This window comes from Bifidobacterium sp. ESL0775 (genome assembly GCF_029395475.1).
In the GTDB taxonomy this organism is placed as follows: Bacteria; Actinomycetota; Actinomycetes; order Actinomycetales; family Bifidobacteriaceae; genus Bifidobacterium.
On the sequence record NZ_CP113917.1, the window covers coordinates 547,308 to 563,039 of the forward strand.

The 15,732-nt window shown below is 59.8% G+C and carries 12 protein-coding genes and 1 tRNA gene; 9 read left to right on the forward strand and 4 right to left on the reverse strand.

Going from position 1 to position 15,732, the window contains the following annotated elements; genetic code table 11:
• Positions 1 to 78: 78 nt before the first annotated feature.
• Positions 79 to 624, reverse strand: a complete 546-nt coding sequence (locus tag OZX73_RS01835) for a MerR family transcriptional regulator (protein ID WP_277150106.1) — start codon at positions 622 to 624, stop codon at positions 79 to 81.
• Between the two features lie 90 nt (positions 625 to 714).
• Here OZX73_RS01835 and OZX73_RS01840 point away from each other — a divergent pair, with 90 nt between their 5' ends.
• The 3 genes from OZX73_RS01840 to OZX73_RS01850 all read left to right on the forward strand — a co-directional run bounded on the left by OZX73_RS01840 (position 715) and on the right by OZX73_RS01850 (position 3,279).
• Positions 715 to 1,191, forward strand: a complete 477-nt coding sequence (locus OZX73_RS01840) for a MarR family winged helix-turn-helix transcriptional regulator (protein ID WP_277150108.1) — start codon at positions 715 to 717, stop codon at positions 1,189 to 1,191.
• Between the two features lie 68 nt (positions 1,192 to 1,259).
• Positions 1,260 to 2,765 carry an MDR family MFS transporter gene (locus tag OZX73_RS01845; protein WP_277150110.1) on the forward strand — a complete coding sequence of 502 codons (1,506 nt, stop codon included), beginning with the start codon at positions 1,260 to 1,262 and terminating at the stop codon, positions 2,763 to 2,765.
• Positions 2,766 to 2,940: 175 nt separating this feature from the next.
• Positions 2,941 to 3,279, forward strand: coding sequence for a carboxymuconolactone decarboxylase family protein (locus tag OZX73_RS01850; RefSeq protein ID WP_277150112.1), 339 nt, complete (start codon positions 2,941 to 2,943; stop codon positions 3,277 to 3,279).
• Between the two features lie 236 nt (positions 3,280 to 3,515).
• Here OZX73_RS01850 and OZX73_RS01855 read toward each other — a convergent pair.
• Positions 3,516 to 3,588 (reverse strand) — tRNA-Thr (locus OZX73_RS01855).
• A 385-nt stretch (positions 3,589 to 3,973) separates the two neighbouring features.
• Here OZX73_RS01855 and OZX73_RS01860 point away from each other — a divergent pair.
• The 3 genes from OZX73_RS01860 to pgi all read left to right on the forward strand — a co-directional run bounded on the left by OZX73_RS01860 (position 3,974) and on the right by pgi (position 8,956).
• Positions 3,974 to 5,413 carry a sugar phosphate nucleotidyltransferase gene (locus OZX73_RS01860; protein ID WP_277150880.1) on the forward strand — a complete coding sequence of 480 codons (1,440 nt, stop codon included), beginning with the start codon at positions 3,974 to 3,976 and terminating at the stop codon, positions 5,411 to 5,413.
• Positions 5,400 to 6,998 carry an acyltransferase family protein gene (locus tag OZX73_RS01865; RefSeq protein ID WP_277150114.1) on the forward strand — a complete coding sequence of 533 codons (1,599 nt, stop codon included), beginning with the start codon at positions 5,400 to 5,402 and terminating at the stop codon, positions 6,996 to 6,998. The genes OZX73_RS01860 and OZX73_RS01865 overlap by 14 nt, the downstream gene beginning before the upstream one ends.
• A 263-nt stretch (positions 6,999 to 7,261) precedes the next feature.
• Positions 7,262 to 8,956, forward strand: a complete 1,695-nt coding sequence (gene pgi, locus OZX73_RS01870; RefSeq protein WP_277150117.1) for a glucose-6-phosphate isomerase — start codon at positions 7,262 to 7,264, stop codon at positions 8,954 to 8,956.
• A 156-nt stretch (positions 8,957 to 9,112) separates the two neighbouring features.
• On the opposite strand, the gene OZX73_RS01875 is transcribed toward pgi, so the two are convergent.
• Positions 9,113 to 10,774 carry an AAA-associated domain-containing protein gene (locus OZX73_RS01875; RefSeq protein WP_277150119.1) on the reverse strand — a complete coding sequence of 554 codons (1,662 nt, stop codon included), beginning with the start codon at positions 10,772 to 10,774 and terminating at the stop codon, positions 9,113 to 9,115.
• Between the two features lie 54 nt (positions 10,775 to 10,828).
• Positions 10,829 to 12,586 (reverse strand): ABC transporter permease subunit, encoded by a 1,758-nt coding sequence (locus OZX73_RS01880; RefSeq protein ID WP_277150121.1) that lies wholly within the window; start codon positions 12,584 to 12,586, stop codon positions 10,829 to 10,831.
• A gap of 776 nt (positions 12,587 to 13,362) precedes the next feature.
• Here OZX73_RS01880 and rplS point away from each other — a divergent pair.
• From rplS to OZX73_RS01895, 3 genes are all read left to right on the forward strand, one after another.
• Positions 13,363 to 13,731 carry a 50S ribosomal protein L19 gene (rplS, locus tag OZX73_RS01885; RefSeq protein ID WP_277150123.1) on the forward strand — a complete coding sequence of 123 codons (369 nt, stop codon included), beginning with the start codon at positions 13,363 to 13,365 and terminating at the stop codon, positions 13,729 to 13,731.
• A gap of 367 nt (positions 13,732 to 14,098) precedes the next feature.
• Entirely contained in the window at positions 14,099 to 14,857 is a 759-nt protein-coding gene (lepB, locus tag OZX73_RS01890) for a signal peptidase I (RefSeq protein WP_277150126.1), read from the forward strand.
• A gap of 68 nt (positions 14,858 to 14,925) precedes the next feature.
• Complete coding sequence (locus OZX73_RS01895) at positions 14,926 to 15,684, forward strand: ribonuclease HII (protein WP_277150881.1); 759 nt, start codon at positions 14,926 to 14,928, stop codon at positions 15,682 to 15,684.
• Positions 15,685 to 15,732: the final 48 nt, after the last annotated feature.

The window sequence follows — 15,732 nt, forward strand, 5'->3', positions numbered from 1 at the left end:
CGTTTGATGATTACTTACGATGCTGTCGTAACTTATTGCGTTTATTGATGTCGAATGAGAGGTTCCGCCGTATCCGCTTCATGCGTGTACGTTTTCTGCTTTGGCGTGTGGACACACCGGTTGCGCAAGTTTCAGCGGATTCGAATCTGTGGCTGTTTTCGTTTTGCCATTTTGGTCATCGTGCCAATGGCTGAGTTGCTTGACCTTCTCTTCCGCCTGAGCGCCAAATTTGGTGGCCTTCGCGTCGTCACCATCTGAAACCGCCTGCCAATACTGGATTTTGAGATTGACGTATTCCTCGCGGGCCATCAGGAATCGTCGCTCCTCGTTGAGCCGGCGCTTCTGGTCGCATAGCAAGTCGATCTCCGTCGGTGCGCCTTCACGACCACGCTTGCGATTGGCCATGTACTCCTTCATCTTGGCCAACGGCATGCCGGTCGCGGAGAGGCAAGAAATAATCAGCAACGCCTGCAGGTCATCATCGGTGTAGGCGCGATGTCCGCTTTCCGGATCGCGGGCGATCGGCGCAATGATGCCGACGTCCTCGTAATAGCGCAACGTGCTTTCCGGCAGCCCGCAATACAGCGACGCCTCGCCGATCGAATGCCAAGTCTGAGTGCTCATGCCTTCACTCTATTGACTTCAAGCACTTGAAGTCAAAACATACGCCTGAGGATAAGTCGGGAGAGGGAATTAGTGTAGCAAGCTATGGATATGGATGAGGCGAAGTTCGACGCGACTGGGGGCGACAGCTTGGGGCCGCTGATCAAGGTGGCGAATACCCTGATCGAGAAGGAGCTTAACAACCGCGTTGCTTCGATGTTTGAGGGGTATAGCCTCACTGGGCCGCAGATCACGCTGATGGTGTATCTGCACGATGCTCATGGGCATAGCGTCACCCAGCGCGAGATTGCCGACCGGTTCGTGCTGAGCCATCCCACGATTCGCGGCATCGTCAAGCGTTTGGAAAGTGCGGGGCTTATCAAGACTTCTCAGCTGGAAAGCGACCGGCGGCAGATCCTGCTTGAGCTCACCGCCGAAGGGCAGCGGTTGATGGACGCGCATATCGACGATATCCATGGCGTGATGAAACAGATTAACGGGAAAATTATCGACGGTTTGGGTCGTACCGAGCAAAAGAAATTGGTTGCGGCGCTTAAACGGATTGTCGCCAACTTTTCTGAAGAGTAATCACGTTTTTAAAGAATTAGTTTTTATATATCCAAACTGTAGCTTGCTATAAATAAGGAAGGTTATCAATGGTAGATCAGCAAACCGCAAAGCAGAAAGGCGGGCGGCAGCAGGCAGCGACCTCACAGCCTGAATCCGGGCAGGAAGGCGGTGGTTTCACTTCATCGATCACTTCACGGCAGCGGGGCCTGATGATGGCGGTATTGCTGCTCGGCTCGTTCACGGCGTTGATGGCCGAGACGTTTCTGAACAACGCGTTGCCCACGATCATGGGCGCGTTCTCCGTCAGCCAGGCAACCGCGCAATGGCTGACGACCGCTTATCTGCTGGTGGTCGGGCTGATGATTCCGATGTCCGCGTGGGTGTTCGAGTCCTTTAATCTGCGCACCACGTTCGTCACGCTGATGGCCGTCTTTTTCGTCGGCTCAGTTGTCTGCATCTTCGCGCCGAACTTCTGGGTGCTGCTTGCGGGCCGTATCATCGAGGCCATCGCCGCCGGCGGACTGATGCCGTTCATCCAGAACGTCATCCTGATGATGTTCCCGCCAGAGAAGCGCGGTATGGCCATGGGCATCACCGGTCTGGTCATCGGTTTCGGCCCGGCGGTCGGCCCCACCATTTCCGGCCTCATCCTCAAAGTCTCCAGCTGGAAGATGCTCTTCATCATCCTCGCCATCGCCAGTGCCGTTACCGCGATTCTCGCCGTTCCGCTGGTGCGCAACCTCACCTCGCCGCACCACAGCACGATCGATGTCATCTCCTTCGCCGAGTCCATTTTTGGTTTTGGCCTCATTCTCTATGCGCTGTCCGAAGTCGGCAACACCGGGCGTATCACGCTGACGCTTGCGGTGCTGTTCATCATCGGCGTGGTCATCATGGCGCTGTTCTGCGTCCGCCAGCTGAAGCTCTCCAAACCGCTGCTCGACATCCATGTCTTCGGCAACGCCCGCTTCAACCTCTGCACGCTGTTGAGCACCATCAGCAACATCGCCATGGTCGGCATCGAACTGGTGCTGCCGCTTTACCTGCAAACCACACGCGGCGAATCGGCGCTCACCAGCGGACTGGTGATGATGCCCGGCGCTTTGGTCATGGTGATCTGCAACCCGATTTCCGGCACGCTCTACGACAAGCTCGGCATCAAGAAGCTTTCGCTGTTCGGCTTCCTGATGCTCCTGATCGGCTCGGTGCCGATGCTCTGGTTCAGCGCGAAAACAAGCCTGTTCGTGATCGGCCTGTGCTACGCGCTGCGCATGGTCGGCATCTCCTTCACGATGATGACCACGTTCACAGCCGGTATCAACCTGAGTTCCGCCCGCCTCACTGCCCATGCCAATGCGGCTTCATCCACCGTCCGTCAGGTCGGCGGCTCTCTGGGCACGGCGCTCGCGATGCTCGTCATTTCCTTGGCCGCGACTTCCCAAGCCTCCGCAGACAAAGCCGCAGCCCAAGCCATCGGCTACAACTGGGGCTTCATCCTCATGGTCATCTTCGCCGTCATCGGCCTCGCCGCGTCGTTCTTCCTCCCGAACGCTACGACCGAGCGCGAGGCCATCGCTGCCGAGAGCAAGTAAGCGCCAGTGGCGTAACTGCGACGAAAAGCACGATTTAAGGTCCATTTTCGTGCTTTTCGTCGCAGTTTTGCGATTTCGCCCAGCTGAAGCGTCATTTTGACTTCAAGTGCTTGAAGTCTTTAGGCTTGGTTTCGATGACGATGTCGTAATAGACAACGTGTGAAAGGAACCGAAAATGGCTAAGAAACAGACAGCGGGACATGAGCAATTGGGCGAGTTCGCACCGCAATTCGCGCATTTGAACGACGATGTGCTCTTCGGCGAGGTGTGGAGCCGCGAGGGCGAGCTTTCCGCGCACGACCGTTCGATGATCACCATCGCCGCGATTATCGCGATGGGAGCCACCGAGCAGATGGACGCGCATTTCAACATCGGCAAAGCGAACGGCATCACCAAGGACGAGATCGCTGCCGAAATCACGCACCTCGCGTTCTACGTCGGCTGGCCCAAGGCCTGGTCCGCGTTCAATCGCGCCAAGAAGGTCTGGGCCGATGACGAAACCGCGAAAGAATAGTTATCGAATCCTTAAAAGGTGTGGGCGGATGTCGAAACAACAGGAAACTGATTGTTGAGTCTTTTCAACGTTAGTTTTCCAATTATTTATTTGGTCAAAGAATCGGTGCTGCGGCAGGCAAAGTCGTGGTGCCGATTTCTTTTTGGAATAAGGCTTATGCAGAATTTCAATTGTTTTGCAGCGCATAAATGCAGATAAAGCGAACTCAAATAAAAAAAGAAACCGGAAAACTAAAGAGCCGCTTGACAGAATCGAACTGTCGACCTTCTCATTACGAGTGAGACGCTCTACCAACTGAGCTAAAGCGGCAATGCCCGGACGGTATGCACCACCCGCGCACAAAACAACAATACTACTGGATGTTTCGCGTTTTGTCCACGTCGGTGCGCCGGACGTGTCTTGGAGGCGCATGCGCGAAACGCTGGTTCCGCCGTGCGTGTTCACCGGCTTGACGGATTCGTTGAAAGCCGGGCCAATAATCGGATTCCGATTGCGTTCAGGAATGTCTAAGACTTTTGCGGATCCATACAGATAATGATTCATAAAGATAATAAGGTATACAGTGTTGTCGCCTCGGGCTTGGCAGTGGCCGTATGGGCACAATGACAACGGGACGCGCGACAATATATAAGGAACGATAAGGAACAGGCAAGCTGGAATCGGACGAAAAGAGATGGGCAATTTGGAAGATGCAATGCCGGATGTTTCGACGCCGAGCGACGGCTTCGAGGATTTTTACGCCATCATCCCCGCCGGCGGCACCGGTTCGAGGCTTTGGCCGCTCAGCCGCGGGGCAAGGCCGAAGTTTCTCTACGACCTGATGGGCAGTGGGCGGACGCTGATCCAGTCCACATTCGATCGGCTTGCGCGGCTTGCGGGGCCTGAACGCATCGTCGTGAGCACGGGCTGGCGGCATGTCGCGGCGATTGAGGCGCAGCTGCCGGAGCTCAAGGAATCCAACATTTTCGCCGAGCCGGTTCCGCGCGATTCGACGGCGGCCATCGCGCTGGCCACGGCCATCCTCGTCCGTCGTCATGGAGAACACATCGTCGTGGGGTCGTTTGCGGCCGACCATGTCATTCGCGGCAAGGACTCGTTCGCCGACGCGGTGCGACAGGCGGTGGCGGCGGCGCGCGCCGGATACGTCACCACCATCGGCATCGCGGCTTCGCGCCCGTCCACGGCCTTCGGCTACATCCATCAGGGCCGGTCGCTTGGTGGCGAGATTCCCGGGGCGCCCAGTGCCCGCTTGGTGGAACGTTTCGTGGAAAAGCCTGATTCCGCTACGGCCCAGGCCTACCTTTCCACCGGCGAATATCGTTGGAACGCAGGCATGTTCGTCATGCGCGCCGACGTGCTGCTCGACCATTTGCGCGAATACAAGCCAGAAATGTATGACGCCATCTCGCATATCGCCGACGCCTATATGGCAGTAGACGGTGGCGCTGGCGCTGGGGAAAGTGCCGGTGGCGCTGGCATTGCCGGCAACGCCGAGATCGCGGCGGCCAAGTATGCGGCGCAAGAGATTGCGGGCGTTGCAGGTGGTGTTCCCAACACCGAAAATCGGGAAAATGCCGAAGAACACGATGACGTCGACAAATCTTGCAACGTCGACAACCGGAGCGGAAAAGCTGGAGAAGGCCGTAACGCCAACGACGGCGATGATGCGATCGATGATGTTTGCGCTGTCGGGGATGGCGATGAGACGAACGCAACCGATACCGACAGCGACGCGATCGACGAGGCGATGGCGACCTACTGGCCAGGCATCGAGAAGATTGCGTTCGACTACGCGGTGGCCGAGCCGCTGAGCGTGGCCGGCGGCGTGGCGATGGTCCCCGGTGATTTCGGCTGGGACGACATCGGTGACTTCAATTCCGTGGCGGCGCTCCTGCCCAGTACCGGCGCCCGCAACATCAAGATCCTGGGCGATAGCGACAAGGTCGTGAGCCTCGACAGCGCTGGCGACGTGGTGATGCCGCTATCTGACCGCACTATCGCCCTGCTCGGTGTCAATGATATGGTCGTCGCCGACACCCCCGACGCCCTGCTGATCGCCCCGCGCGCCCGCAGCCAGGAGGTCAAGGACATGGTCGCCTACCTCGACCGCGAAGGCCGTGATGACATCCTCTAGTCTTTCCGTCTCCCAGTCAACGAGTCGTCCTGCGCGTCGCCACCCAAGGATTTTCGCGGTCGAGCTGTTGCGGCTGTTGGCCATCGTCGGCATCGCGGTGTTCCACACGTTTCTGCTCATGTTCGACCAGATCGTGGTCGCGGGTCCGCACGCCCTCGCCGCCGCTGCCCAAGCCGGTGCGGCCCCGACGTTCCTCGCCATCATCTCGTCGACGCCTGCGGTGGTCTGGCTGATCTCGATGCTGATGTTCCTCGGGGCTTGGGGCAACCACATCTTTTTCATGATTTCGGCGTTTTTCCTGGTCCCGCGCCTTGCCGAGCGTTCGCACCGTAAGGGTTTTGCGCGCGATGAGTGGAAACCCACCATGCTCCGCATTGCGAAAATACTTGCTGCTGTCGTGTTCTACGTGGTGGTATTGGTCATCGTCAACCGCTGGATCGTGCCCATCCAGGCGGTGGGCGGCTTGCGGGACGTGATCTACAGCCTGGAATTCGTCTGGCTATACGTCCTGTTTGTATTACTTGCGCCGTTCATCGGCTGGTGCATCGAGCGTTGCCGCAAAAAATGGTGTGTTGCGATTTTGGTAGCCGCGCTGGCGGTGATATACGGCCTTAACGTCGACGTGGCGATAAGCGGCAGGAACTTCTTCGATTCGCTGAGCGTCCTGGACTGGCGCAAACAGATGAGCGCCGTCACCTATCTCGCCTCTTACATTTGCGCGGGTGCCTTGGGTTGCGCGTGGCGGCGTTGGTATGGCAATGGGGCGTCGGCCGCCCGAAACGCACGAAACGCGAGTAGCGGTGATGGTTCCCATGATTTGCTTGAAGGTAATACATTTGCTGGCATGAATAGTTCGGTTGCATATTCGAATCCGGATTTCACAGATGGACAAGAAAATCAAGGTTCCAACGAGACCGGAGCCCCGTTCTGGCTGACCCGGCGCTTCTGGGCGATCGCGCTGGCCGTCGTCATTCTTGCAGTTGGTTGCATTGTCGCTTTCGCAGCTTTCGGTGGTCATTATGGCCTGCTGATGGTGCTCTCGTTCAAATCGACTTCGGCCATTTCGTTCCTGCTCGCAGTGTGCTCGCTGATGTGTGCTGCTTGCCCCAGTGCGAAAGGGCCAAAGCGCAGCTTGTCTGATGCCAAGCTCGGTTCTGAATCTTCGTCGAATGGCGACGTGAAATCGGATGGCGTAATGGATGGCGCGAAATCTACGCCGGGCAATGTTACAGGGCGAGATGGGGCCATACTGAGTCGCAATGGCGGCAAGGGAAAACCATTCTGGATCAATATAAGAGCCTTCTGCCGCCACGCTGTCGAGGCGCTTGCTTCGGGGATCCTGGGCTTCTACATCGTGCAGGCGCTCACCTATTATTCATGGATTGCCGTGCAAAGCCACTTCGCCGACCCGTTCTCCGCGCGCGCCACCAGCGCTTTCGCGATTGGCGGCATGTCGGCTTCCGTGGGTTGGCTGGCCGGTTGGTTCCTCGTCGAAGTCGTGTTCTCGCTGGCATTCGTCTTGCTTGTCTGTCTCATCGACCGTTTCGTCCGCCAGCCTCTGCTGCGCTTGATTAAGTTGGCATAGTCGGAATCGGCAGATGCAAAATCTGCAACCTTCCGGAATTTCCGGAGAGTTCAATGAGGGGATGTTCGAAGAGAGGATGGAGGACAGCGTGCACATTCGGCGAACCTTCAATAACGACGTGCGGAAAGCGACAAGTTTTGTGCTGTTGTGTCCGCTTTTGTGAGTAAATTGGAGCTTGTAGCAAGCGCGGGAACACGGCACCTTCAGATAAGCTGACAGGCCACGAAACCCCCGCGGCACGTGATGAAAGGACCAAAAGAATTATGGCCATCAATCCTCCTATCGACGCCACAAAGACCCCGGAATGGGCGGCGTTGCAAAAGCATTTCGACGAACTGAAAAGCGAAGGCATCGATCTTAAGAAATGGTTCGCCGAGGAACCCAACCGCGTCGAGGAACTGAGCTTCGACGCCGGCGACCTGCACTTCGACCTTTCCAAGGACCTCATCAAGCCCGAAACGCTCAAGCTGTTCGCCGACCTCGCCAAGGCCGTGCACCTTGAGAGCCGCCGCAAGGCCATGTACGAGGGCGTGCATATCAACAACACCGAGGACCGCGCCGTGCTGCACACCGCGCTGCGTCGCCCCAAGTCCGACGAGGGCAAGTACATCGTCGACGGCCAGGACGTGGTCAAGGACGTGCACACCACGCTCGACAAGATCTACGCTTTCGCCGACAAAGTGCGTAGCGGCGAATGGCGCGGCGTGACCGGCAAGAAGATCGAGACCGTCGTCAACATCGGCATCGGCGGCTCCGACCTGGGCCCGGTCATGGTCTACGAGGCGCTGAAGCCTTACGCGGACGCCGGCATCTCCGCCCGTTACGTCTCCAACATCGACCCCAATGACATCACCGAGAAGACGAAGGATCTCGACCCCGAGACCACGATGTTCATCATCGTCTCCAAGACCTTCACCACCCTCGAGACCCTCACCAACGCGCGTGAGGCACGCACTTGGCTGCTGAACGGCCTCAAGGCATCCGGCGCCATCGACGGCTCCGACGCCAAGCGCGCCGAAGCTATCCGCAAGCACTTCGTCGCCGTCTCCACCAACTTGAAGGGTGTCGAGGAGTTCGGCATCGACCCGCAGAACGCCTTCGGCTTCTGGAACTGGGTCGGCGGCCGTTATTCCGTCGATTCCGCGGTCGGCACCTCGCTGGCCGTCGTCTTCGGCCCGAAGCGCTTCGAGGAGTTCCTCGCCGGCTTCCACGAGATGGACGAGTATTTCGCCAACACCCCGCTTGAGCAGAACGTCATTGTGATGATGGGCATGCTGAACGTCTGGTACCGCAACTTCTTCCACGCGGCGACCCACGCGGTGCTGCCTTACGACCAGTACCTGCACCGCTTCCCGGCTTACCTGCAGCAGCTCACCATGGAGTCCAACGGCAAGTCCGTGCGCTGGGACGGCAGCCCGGTGACCACCGATACCGGCGAGGTCTTCTGGGGCGAGCCTGGCACCAACGGCCAGCACGCCTTCTACCAGCTGATCCACCAGGGCACGCAGCTCATTCCGGCTGATTTCATTGCCTTCGCGAACACCCCGAATCCGGCCAAGGATGGCGACCAGGACGTGCACGAGCTCTTCCTCGGCAACTACCTGGCGCAGACCAAGGCGCTCGCGTTCGGCAAGACCGCCGACGAGGTTCGCGCCGAAGGCACGCCCGAAGCCATCGTTCCGGCCCGTGTCTTCTCCGGCAACCGCCCGACCACCTCGATCTTCGGCGACGCGCTGACTCCGTTCTCGCTTGGCGAGCTCATCGCCCTGTACGAGCACATCACCTTCACCGAGGGCACCGTCTGGGGCATCGACTCCTTCGACCAGTGGGGCGTTGAGCTTGGCAAGCAGCTCGCCCTCCAAATCACCCCGGCGATTTCTAAGGACGATAAGGCTCTTGCGCAGCAGGACGCTTCCACGCAGAGCCTCATCCGCTTCTACCGCGCCCATCGCAAGTAATCGCCGGTAGTTGCCAGTAGCTCTGTGGCTTAACTAGCAGCGTATCCTGCTTAGGTGCTGCGCACAGCAATCGCAAAGGCGCCCAATCATTATTGCAATGACTGGACGCCTTTTTTCATGCCTGAAGATGCTTGACGTCTGGAACTGCCGGATGGCCTACTTGTTGGCGTCGTCGAGGGTGAGCTGGTCGTCGTCGGCATCGTAGTCGAAGAGCTCGCCGTAACGGCCCCAGGTCACGGCGATGTCGAACTGCTGCTGCGCCTCCTCGTCGGTGTGCTGGCTGCGCAAAAGGTCGAGGATGAGCTCGCCGCGCAGGCCCTTGTCAGGGTGGTTGCGCAGCGCACGGTCGATCGTGCGCACCAGTGGCGCGTGGTCCATGATGAGCTGGGCGAAGAGCTTCTTGGCCTCGAGCACGTCGGCGTGGCACCAACGGTCGCCCTCGCGGGTGATGGTGCAATGGCCGTTGCTGACGGTCAAGAGGCCGAGCATCGTGCCGGCATCGATCAGCGGGAAGAGGTCATCGACTTCGAAGGAGAGGTCGGCCGCGAGATCCGCCAGATCCACACCGCCCTCGTAGTTCGAAACCACGTCGAGCAGACCGGCGAGTCCGCCGGGGGTCGCGTTCGGGAGCAGCTCGGTGCGCGCGTTGGTCTCCTTGGCCTTGGTGTTGTTCTCGTGGGCCGCCAGTTTCTCGCTGGCGACGGCCTGGGCCGCGGCATGGTCATCGGTGGCTCCGGAAGCTTGGCTTGAGCCTTCGCCGTTGTCCTGATTAGTGGCCGCAGCGTTTGTTTCATGCGATCCGTCTTTGTCTCCGGAGGCTTCGGAAGTGGTGGAAGCGTTCCCGGCGATGTTTTGTGTCGTCGCCGAAGCCGGGCCTGAGGCGTTGCCGGCCTGCTTTTGCGCGTTCTGTGCGTTCTGGCGGCTGCGCTGCGATTCCTGGCCGGTCAAAATGGCGTAGAGCTTGTCGACCATGGCCTCGAATTCGGGAGTGTGCTTGTCGCGCGGACGCGGCAGATTGACGGGGACCTGCGCGATGAGATGGCCGGGGTGTGAGCCCAGGACAACCACACGGTCGGCCATCTGCACGGCCTCCTCGATGTTGTGCGTGACGATGAGGATGGATTTGATGCCGCTCTGGTTGTTGTTCCAAAGCTTCAGCACTTCCTGACGCAGGTTCTCGGCGGTCAGGACGTCCAACGCGCTGAACGGCTCGTCCATGAAGAGGGCGTCAGGACGTAATACAAGTGCGCGTGCGATGCCGATGCGTTGCTTCATGCCGCCGGAAAGCTCCTTGGGGTAGGCGGATTCGAAGCCGTCCAGGCCGATGGCGTCGATGGCCTGCAAGGCGAGCTTGTGGCGCTCCTCGCGCGGGATGCCGCGGGCCTCGAGCCCGAGTTCGACGTTGTCTTCGACGGTGAGCCATGGCATCAGCGCGAAGGTCTGGAAGACGAGCGCGACGCCCGGGTTCGGGCCGGTGAGCTCTTTGCCGCGGTATGAGACCGTCCCGCTGGTCGGTTGGATGAGGCCCGCCAGGATGCGCAGGAAGGTCGACTTGCCGGCGCCGCTACGGCCCAGAATGGCGACGATTTCGCCTTCGTGCAGGTTGAAGGAGATGTTGTCGAGGACGGTGGTCTCGTTGCCTTTTTCGGAGGTGAAGCTCTGGCTGATGTGGCTGGCCTCGATAACGGTCTGGGTACCGTTCGCGTCGAGGTCGGCGTACTTCGGGTTGTGGCGGCCGCGGGTACGGGTCGCGGTGGCGGTGGCGCCGCCGGTTTCGGTGCCGCTGGCGACGGTCTTATAGAGTTTGTTGAAGTTCATCGTGACTTCCTTTAATCAAGTATTCGATATTGCTGTATTGGGATTTGAGCGCGCTTATTCGGCCACGAAACGCCGTTCGGCGAGGCGCTGCAGCGGGTTCCAGAAGAGGCGGTTGACGGCGACCACGAAGATGGCCATGACGGCCACGCCGATGATGGTCTTCATGCCTTCTGCATGCGCGGTGGCTTCGGCGATGTAGGAGCCGAGGCCCTTGGCGATCAGCGTGTGGCGTCCGTAGCTGACGATCTCGGAGACGATCGAGGCGTTCCATGCGCCGCCGGCCGCGGTGATGCCGCCGGTGACCCACGAGCCGAAGACCGCCGGCAGGATGAGTGTCTTCCATTTCATCCAGCCGGTGATGTGGAAGTTTTTGGTCATTTCGATCAGGTCGTCGGGGATGGCGGACGCGCCGGCGATGACGTTGAAGAGGATGTACCACTGCGTGCCGAGCGCCATCAGCAGGATCGAGCCCCAGTTGATGTCGATGCCGCAGGCGACGAAAACCATGACCACGAACGGGAAGATGAAGTTGGCCGGGAAGCTCGCCAGCACCTGCACCAATGGCTGCACCAACCGGGAGATCTTCGGGTTCATGCCGATGATGGCCCCGAGCGGCACCCAGATCAACGAGCAGACCACGGTCAGCAGAGCCACGCGCAGGAAGGTGATGGCGCCCAGGCCAAAGGCCGTGCCCAGCTCGCCCAAGCCGGTGGTTTTCATGATGGTGACGATCAGCTCCGCGGCTCCGGCGATGACCAGCACGCCCACCATGACGCCGAAGACCACGTCACCAACGCGGCGACGGCCGGGCTTGGCACCCCATTTCGAGCCGGTATGGCCGAGCGGGCGGGTGAGCCAGTTGAGGAACTCGCCGACAGGGCGGAAGATGCGGGCGATGAAATCGTCGATATGCGACTGGCGGATAAGCGTCAGAACCGCGCTGCGCTTGGGCTCCGAGGACTCGCTTTGCGTGATGCGGAACTTTTCGGCCCACGCAGTCAGCGGCTTCCAGACGAGGATGTCGATGGCGAGCACGACGATGACCATGGTCACGATGGCCCAGCCGATTTTGCCGGGGTTCTCCTCTTTGGCCGCGGCCTCGACGTAGCTGCCGATGCCGGGCAGCGCGTAGGTGCGGTTATTGACGGAGATCATTTCCGAGGCGGTCAGGAAGAACCAGCCGCCGCCGACGCTCATCATCATGTTCCACAAGAGCGGGATCATGGAGTTCGGCACGTCGAGCACCCAGAAGCGCTGCCAATGCGAAAGCCGCAGGTTGCGCGCTGCCTCGTCAAGCTCCTTGGGCTCGCTTTGCAGGGAGCGGTAGAAGGAGAAGGTCATGTTCCAGGCCTGCGAGGTGAAGATGGCGAAGATCGACGCGGCCTCGACGCCCATCATCGAGCCGGGGAAAAGCGCGAGCCAGATGGTCACGGTCGCCGAGAGGAAGCCCAGAATCGGCACGGACTGCAGGATGTCGAGCAGGGGGATGAGTACCTTGCCGAGCCTGCGCGAGCGTGCCGCGGCCAATCCGTAGACGAAGGTGAACACCAGCGAGAAGAACAGGGCGATCGTCATGCGGAAAACGGAACGCAGCCCGTAATACGGAAGGTTGCGCGGGTCGGTCGAGACGGTGGAGGGGATGCCTTTCGGCCCCACCGGCGCGTTGATGGCGGGCAGGATCCACGCGATCAGGCCGAAGATGGCGAGGATGCCGACGGCCACCACGCAGTCCGAGACCAAGCGCTTGGTGAAGCTCGTATCGCGTCCTGTCTGTGGCGCGGCGCGGTTGAAATTGAAGGAGAAGTTGGTCATGATGATTCCTCATGGATCACGTGTGGCGCGATATGCCGATACCGATGCATTGATGCGGCTATGCCGATACCGATATATTGGCGCCGATACGGTTATGTGATGAATATGGGAATCTCGAAAGTGGAATCATCTGCGGTCGGGAGAATTTCCGAGTTTGTCTTACGCCCGTAGCGAGACGTGCGAAAGCATGGGAAACGTTACGCCCAGAGCCGAGTCATCGTGTCGAGATGAGGTTGTGCACAGCTGCACAAATGATGCAGATCGTTGATACTACTAGGAAGATCGTCAGCCATGATCCCCACCTCCTTCGACTCGGTGTGCCAAGCACAAAAATTATTACCGCCCCTAAAATAAGGGCGTTCGCCGCATTTGTCAACTTGGTTTGTTTCGGGAGTATGACCACCTTAGATATAGGAAGCCAAAACCAGCGAGGACCGTGAAACGAGTAAAAACATGGCAGAAACCGTGTCGGAATAATAAGGATGACCGCATTGCCGGACACGCGAATTCCATTTGGAAAGTGTCGGGGAGCGTCGCTAAAATAGCCCGTTGTTATGCCAAGAGGCGGGCTGCCGCATGGGTCCGCTTCTTCATTTGGGTTCAGCCTCGCGGACCCGCCCGTTGGTTCGGGTGCTCCGTTACGGCGAATCGGCGACATTCCGCCGGGTTCCGGTGGAATACGATAGTGGGCGCGTTCGGCTCCATCAGCCGCTGGGCACGAAAGTGCGGTGCGCCCCTGACATGTACGCTGATATGCGGCAGCGACAGGTGAAACAATGGTTAACGCTATTGAGGCATTTGATGCCAAGCACATGAAGCCCTCGGATTCCATTCCGGAGTTCCGTCCCGGCGACACCGTCGAGGTCAACGTCAAGATCCAGGAGGGCAACAACTCCCGTCTTCAGGCGTTCACCGGCGTGGTGATCGCGCGTTCGGGCGCCGGCCTGCGCGAGACGTTCGTCGTCCGCAAGGTCAGCTTCGGCTGCGGCGTGGAGCGTCGCTTCCCGCTGCACTCCCCGGTGATCGATTCCATCAAGGTGCTGCGTCATGGCCGCGTTCGTCGCGCCAAGCTCTACTACCTGCGCGCTTTGCGTGGCAAGGCCGCTCGTATCACCGAGCGTCAGGACAACAGCGACAAGGCGTGAATGCAGGCCTGACAGGCTATGTGCGAGACGGCAGCCGAACTTTAAGCGAGTTCGACCGCCGTTTTCATTTTTCATGGTAGGGTTTATCGACCACTTTGGCTAGGGCTTGGTTTCTGGCGAATTGCAAGGCATTTCAGGCGCAGGTCCATGTCATTTTGTAATACTTTAACAAGTCGGTTTCGCACCACTGACGCGGCGATATCCGGCGTATGGGGCCTCGGCCCGTCCAATGCCGGTATGTATCGCGTCTTTTTGTAGGCCGCGGACTATGATGTCTTGAGGAAACATTGGGGGTTCCCACGCTTGGCTGTCGATGGCTGTCGCCGGCCGTCATGGGAATGATCGTGAAGGATTGTCTGGAGGCGCGATGACACCGGAAGATGCTCGGCAGGATGTACGAAGCGACGCGGATTCACATATCATCGAAGTCGCCGATTACGGCGTGGACCCCGCCCCGAGGCCGCGCAGCATCATCAACACACCGGCGCACGCCAAGCAGGGCGACACCGAGGATTTCTCCCCGCGCGACATGCTGCGTTTCGTCATCGAATTCGTCGTGTTCGTGCTGGTTCTGGTGCTCATCCGCGTCTTCATCCTCGGCGTCTACGTGATCCCCTCCGGCTCGATGGAGGACACCATCGCCATCGGCGATCGGCTGGTCACCAACCGCCTCGCCCGCCCGCTCAAGTCCATCAAGCGCGGCGACGTCGTCGTCTTCCATGATCCGGCCCATTGGCTCGCCGGTTCGGACAACCACGGCTCCAACGACCTCATCAAGCGCGTGATCGGCATGCCGGGCGACGTGGTGGCGTGCAAGGGCGGCGGCGCCCCGGTCACCATCAACGGCGTGGCGGTCGACGAAACGTCATACATCAAGCCGGGCGTGGAGCCCAGCAATTTCTCGTTCAGGGTCAAGGTGACCGCAGGCAACGTCTTCGTGATGGGCGACAACCGCGCCAATTCCGCCGATTCGCGCTACCACGCCGACGATGGCAACGGCGGGCTGGTGCCGATGGGCGACATCAGCGGGGTCGCCATGTTCACCTTCTGGCCGTTCAGCCATTTCAAGACCATCAAATCGCATCGCGAGGTGTTCCGCGCGGTGCCGGGCGCGCCGCAATCGTGACCGCGCCATCAAATAGCACTGTGGCCGACGGGCAACGTGGCGCCGTCCGGCATCTTGTCGCCCCCACGTTGGAACTCGAACGTGAGCTGGCCGGACAGGGCTTCGACCTGATCGTCGGCTTCGACGAGGTCGGGCGCGGGGCGCTCGCGGGTCCGGTGATGGTAGGCGCGGCGGCGGTATGGGCCCGTGATCTGGACGATCTCGAAGTCCCCGTTGGCGTGGCTGATTCCAAATTGCTCACCGAGCACAAGCGCGAGGCGATGTTCGAGGGTCTGCGCGCGTGGTGCACGGCCAGCGCGGTCGGGCAGGCCAGCAACAAGGAGATCGACGAATGGGGCATCTCCTATGCCCTGGGCATCGCGGCCCTGCGCGCGGTCAACGAGGTCGAGCGGGAACTGAGGATCGATGATTCCGGAACCAATGGTGGTACTGGTACATCGTCGTCCAATGGATCCATGGACGTATCGTCGGATGTGGTTTCGGCCTTGCGGGATTCTTCCGGCCCGTTACGTGTCGGTGCGATCCTCGACGGCCCGAATGACTATATTTCGAAAGCCGCAGGGACCTTCGACGCGCCCGCGGTGCCGATCCTGCCGAACGTGACCACCAAGGTGAAGGCCGACCAAAGCTGCGCGCTGGTCTCCACCGCCTCCGTCATCGCCAAGGTGACGCGGGACCGGCTCATGGTCGCGCTCTCGCAAGGCAATCCCAGTTATGCGCCCTACCAATGGCAGCATAACAAGGGCTACGGCTCCGCCGCCCACCGCGCCGCCATCGCCAAGTACGGCCCGACCCCGCTGCACCGCGTCAGCTGGCATCTGACCTGAGCGCCGCCGCTGGATAAGGCCAAAGTCGGAAATGATGGTTTCCCTTTT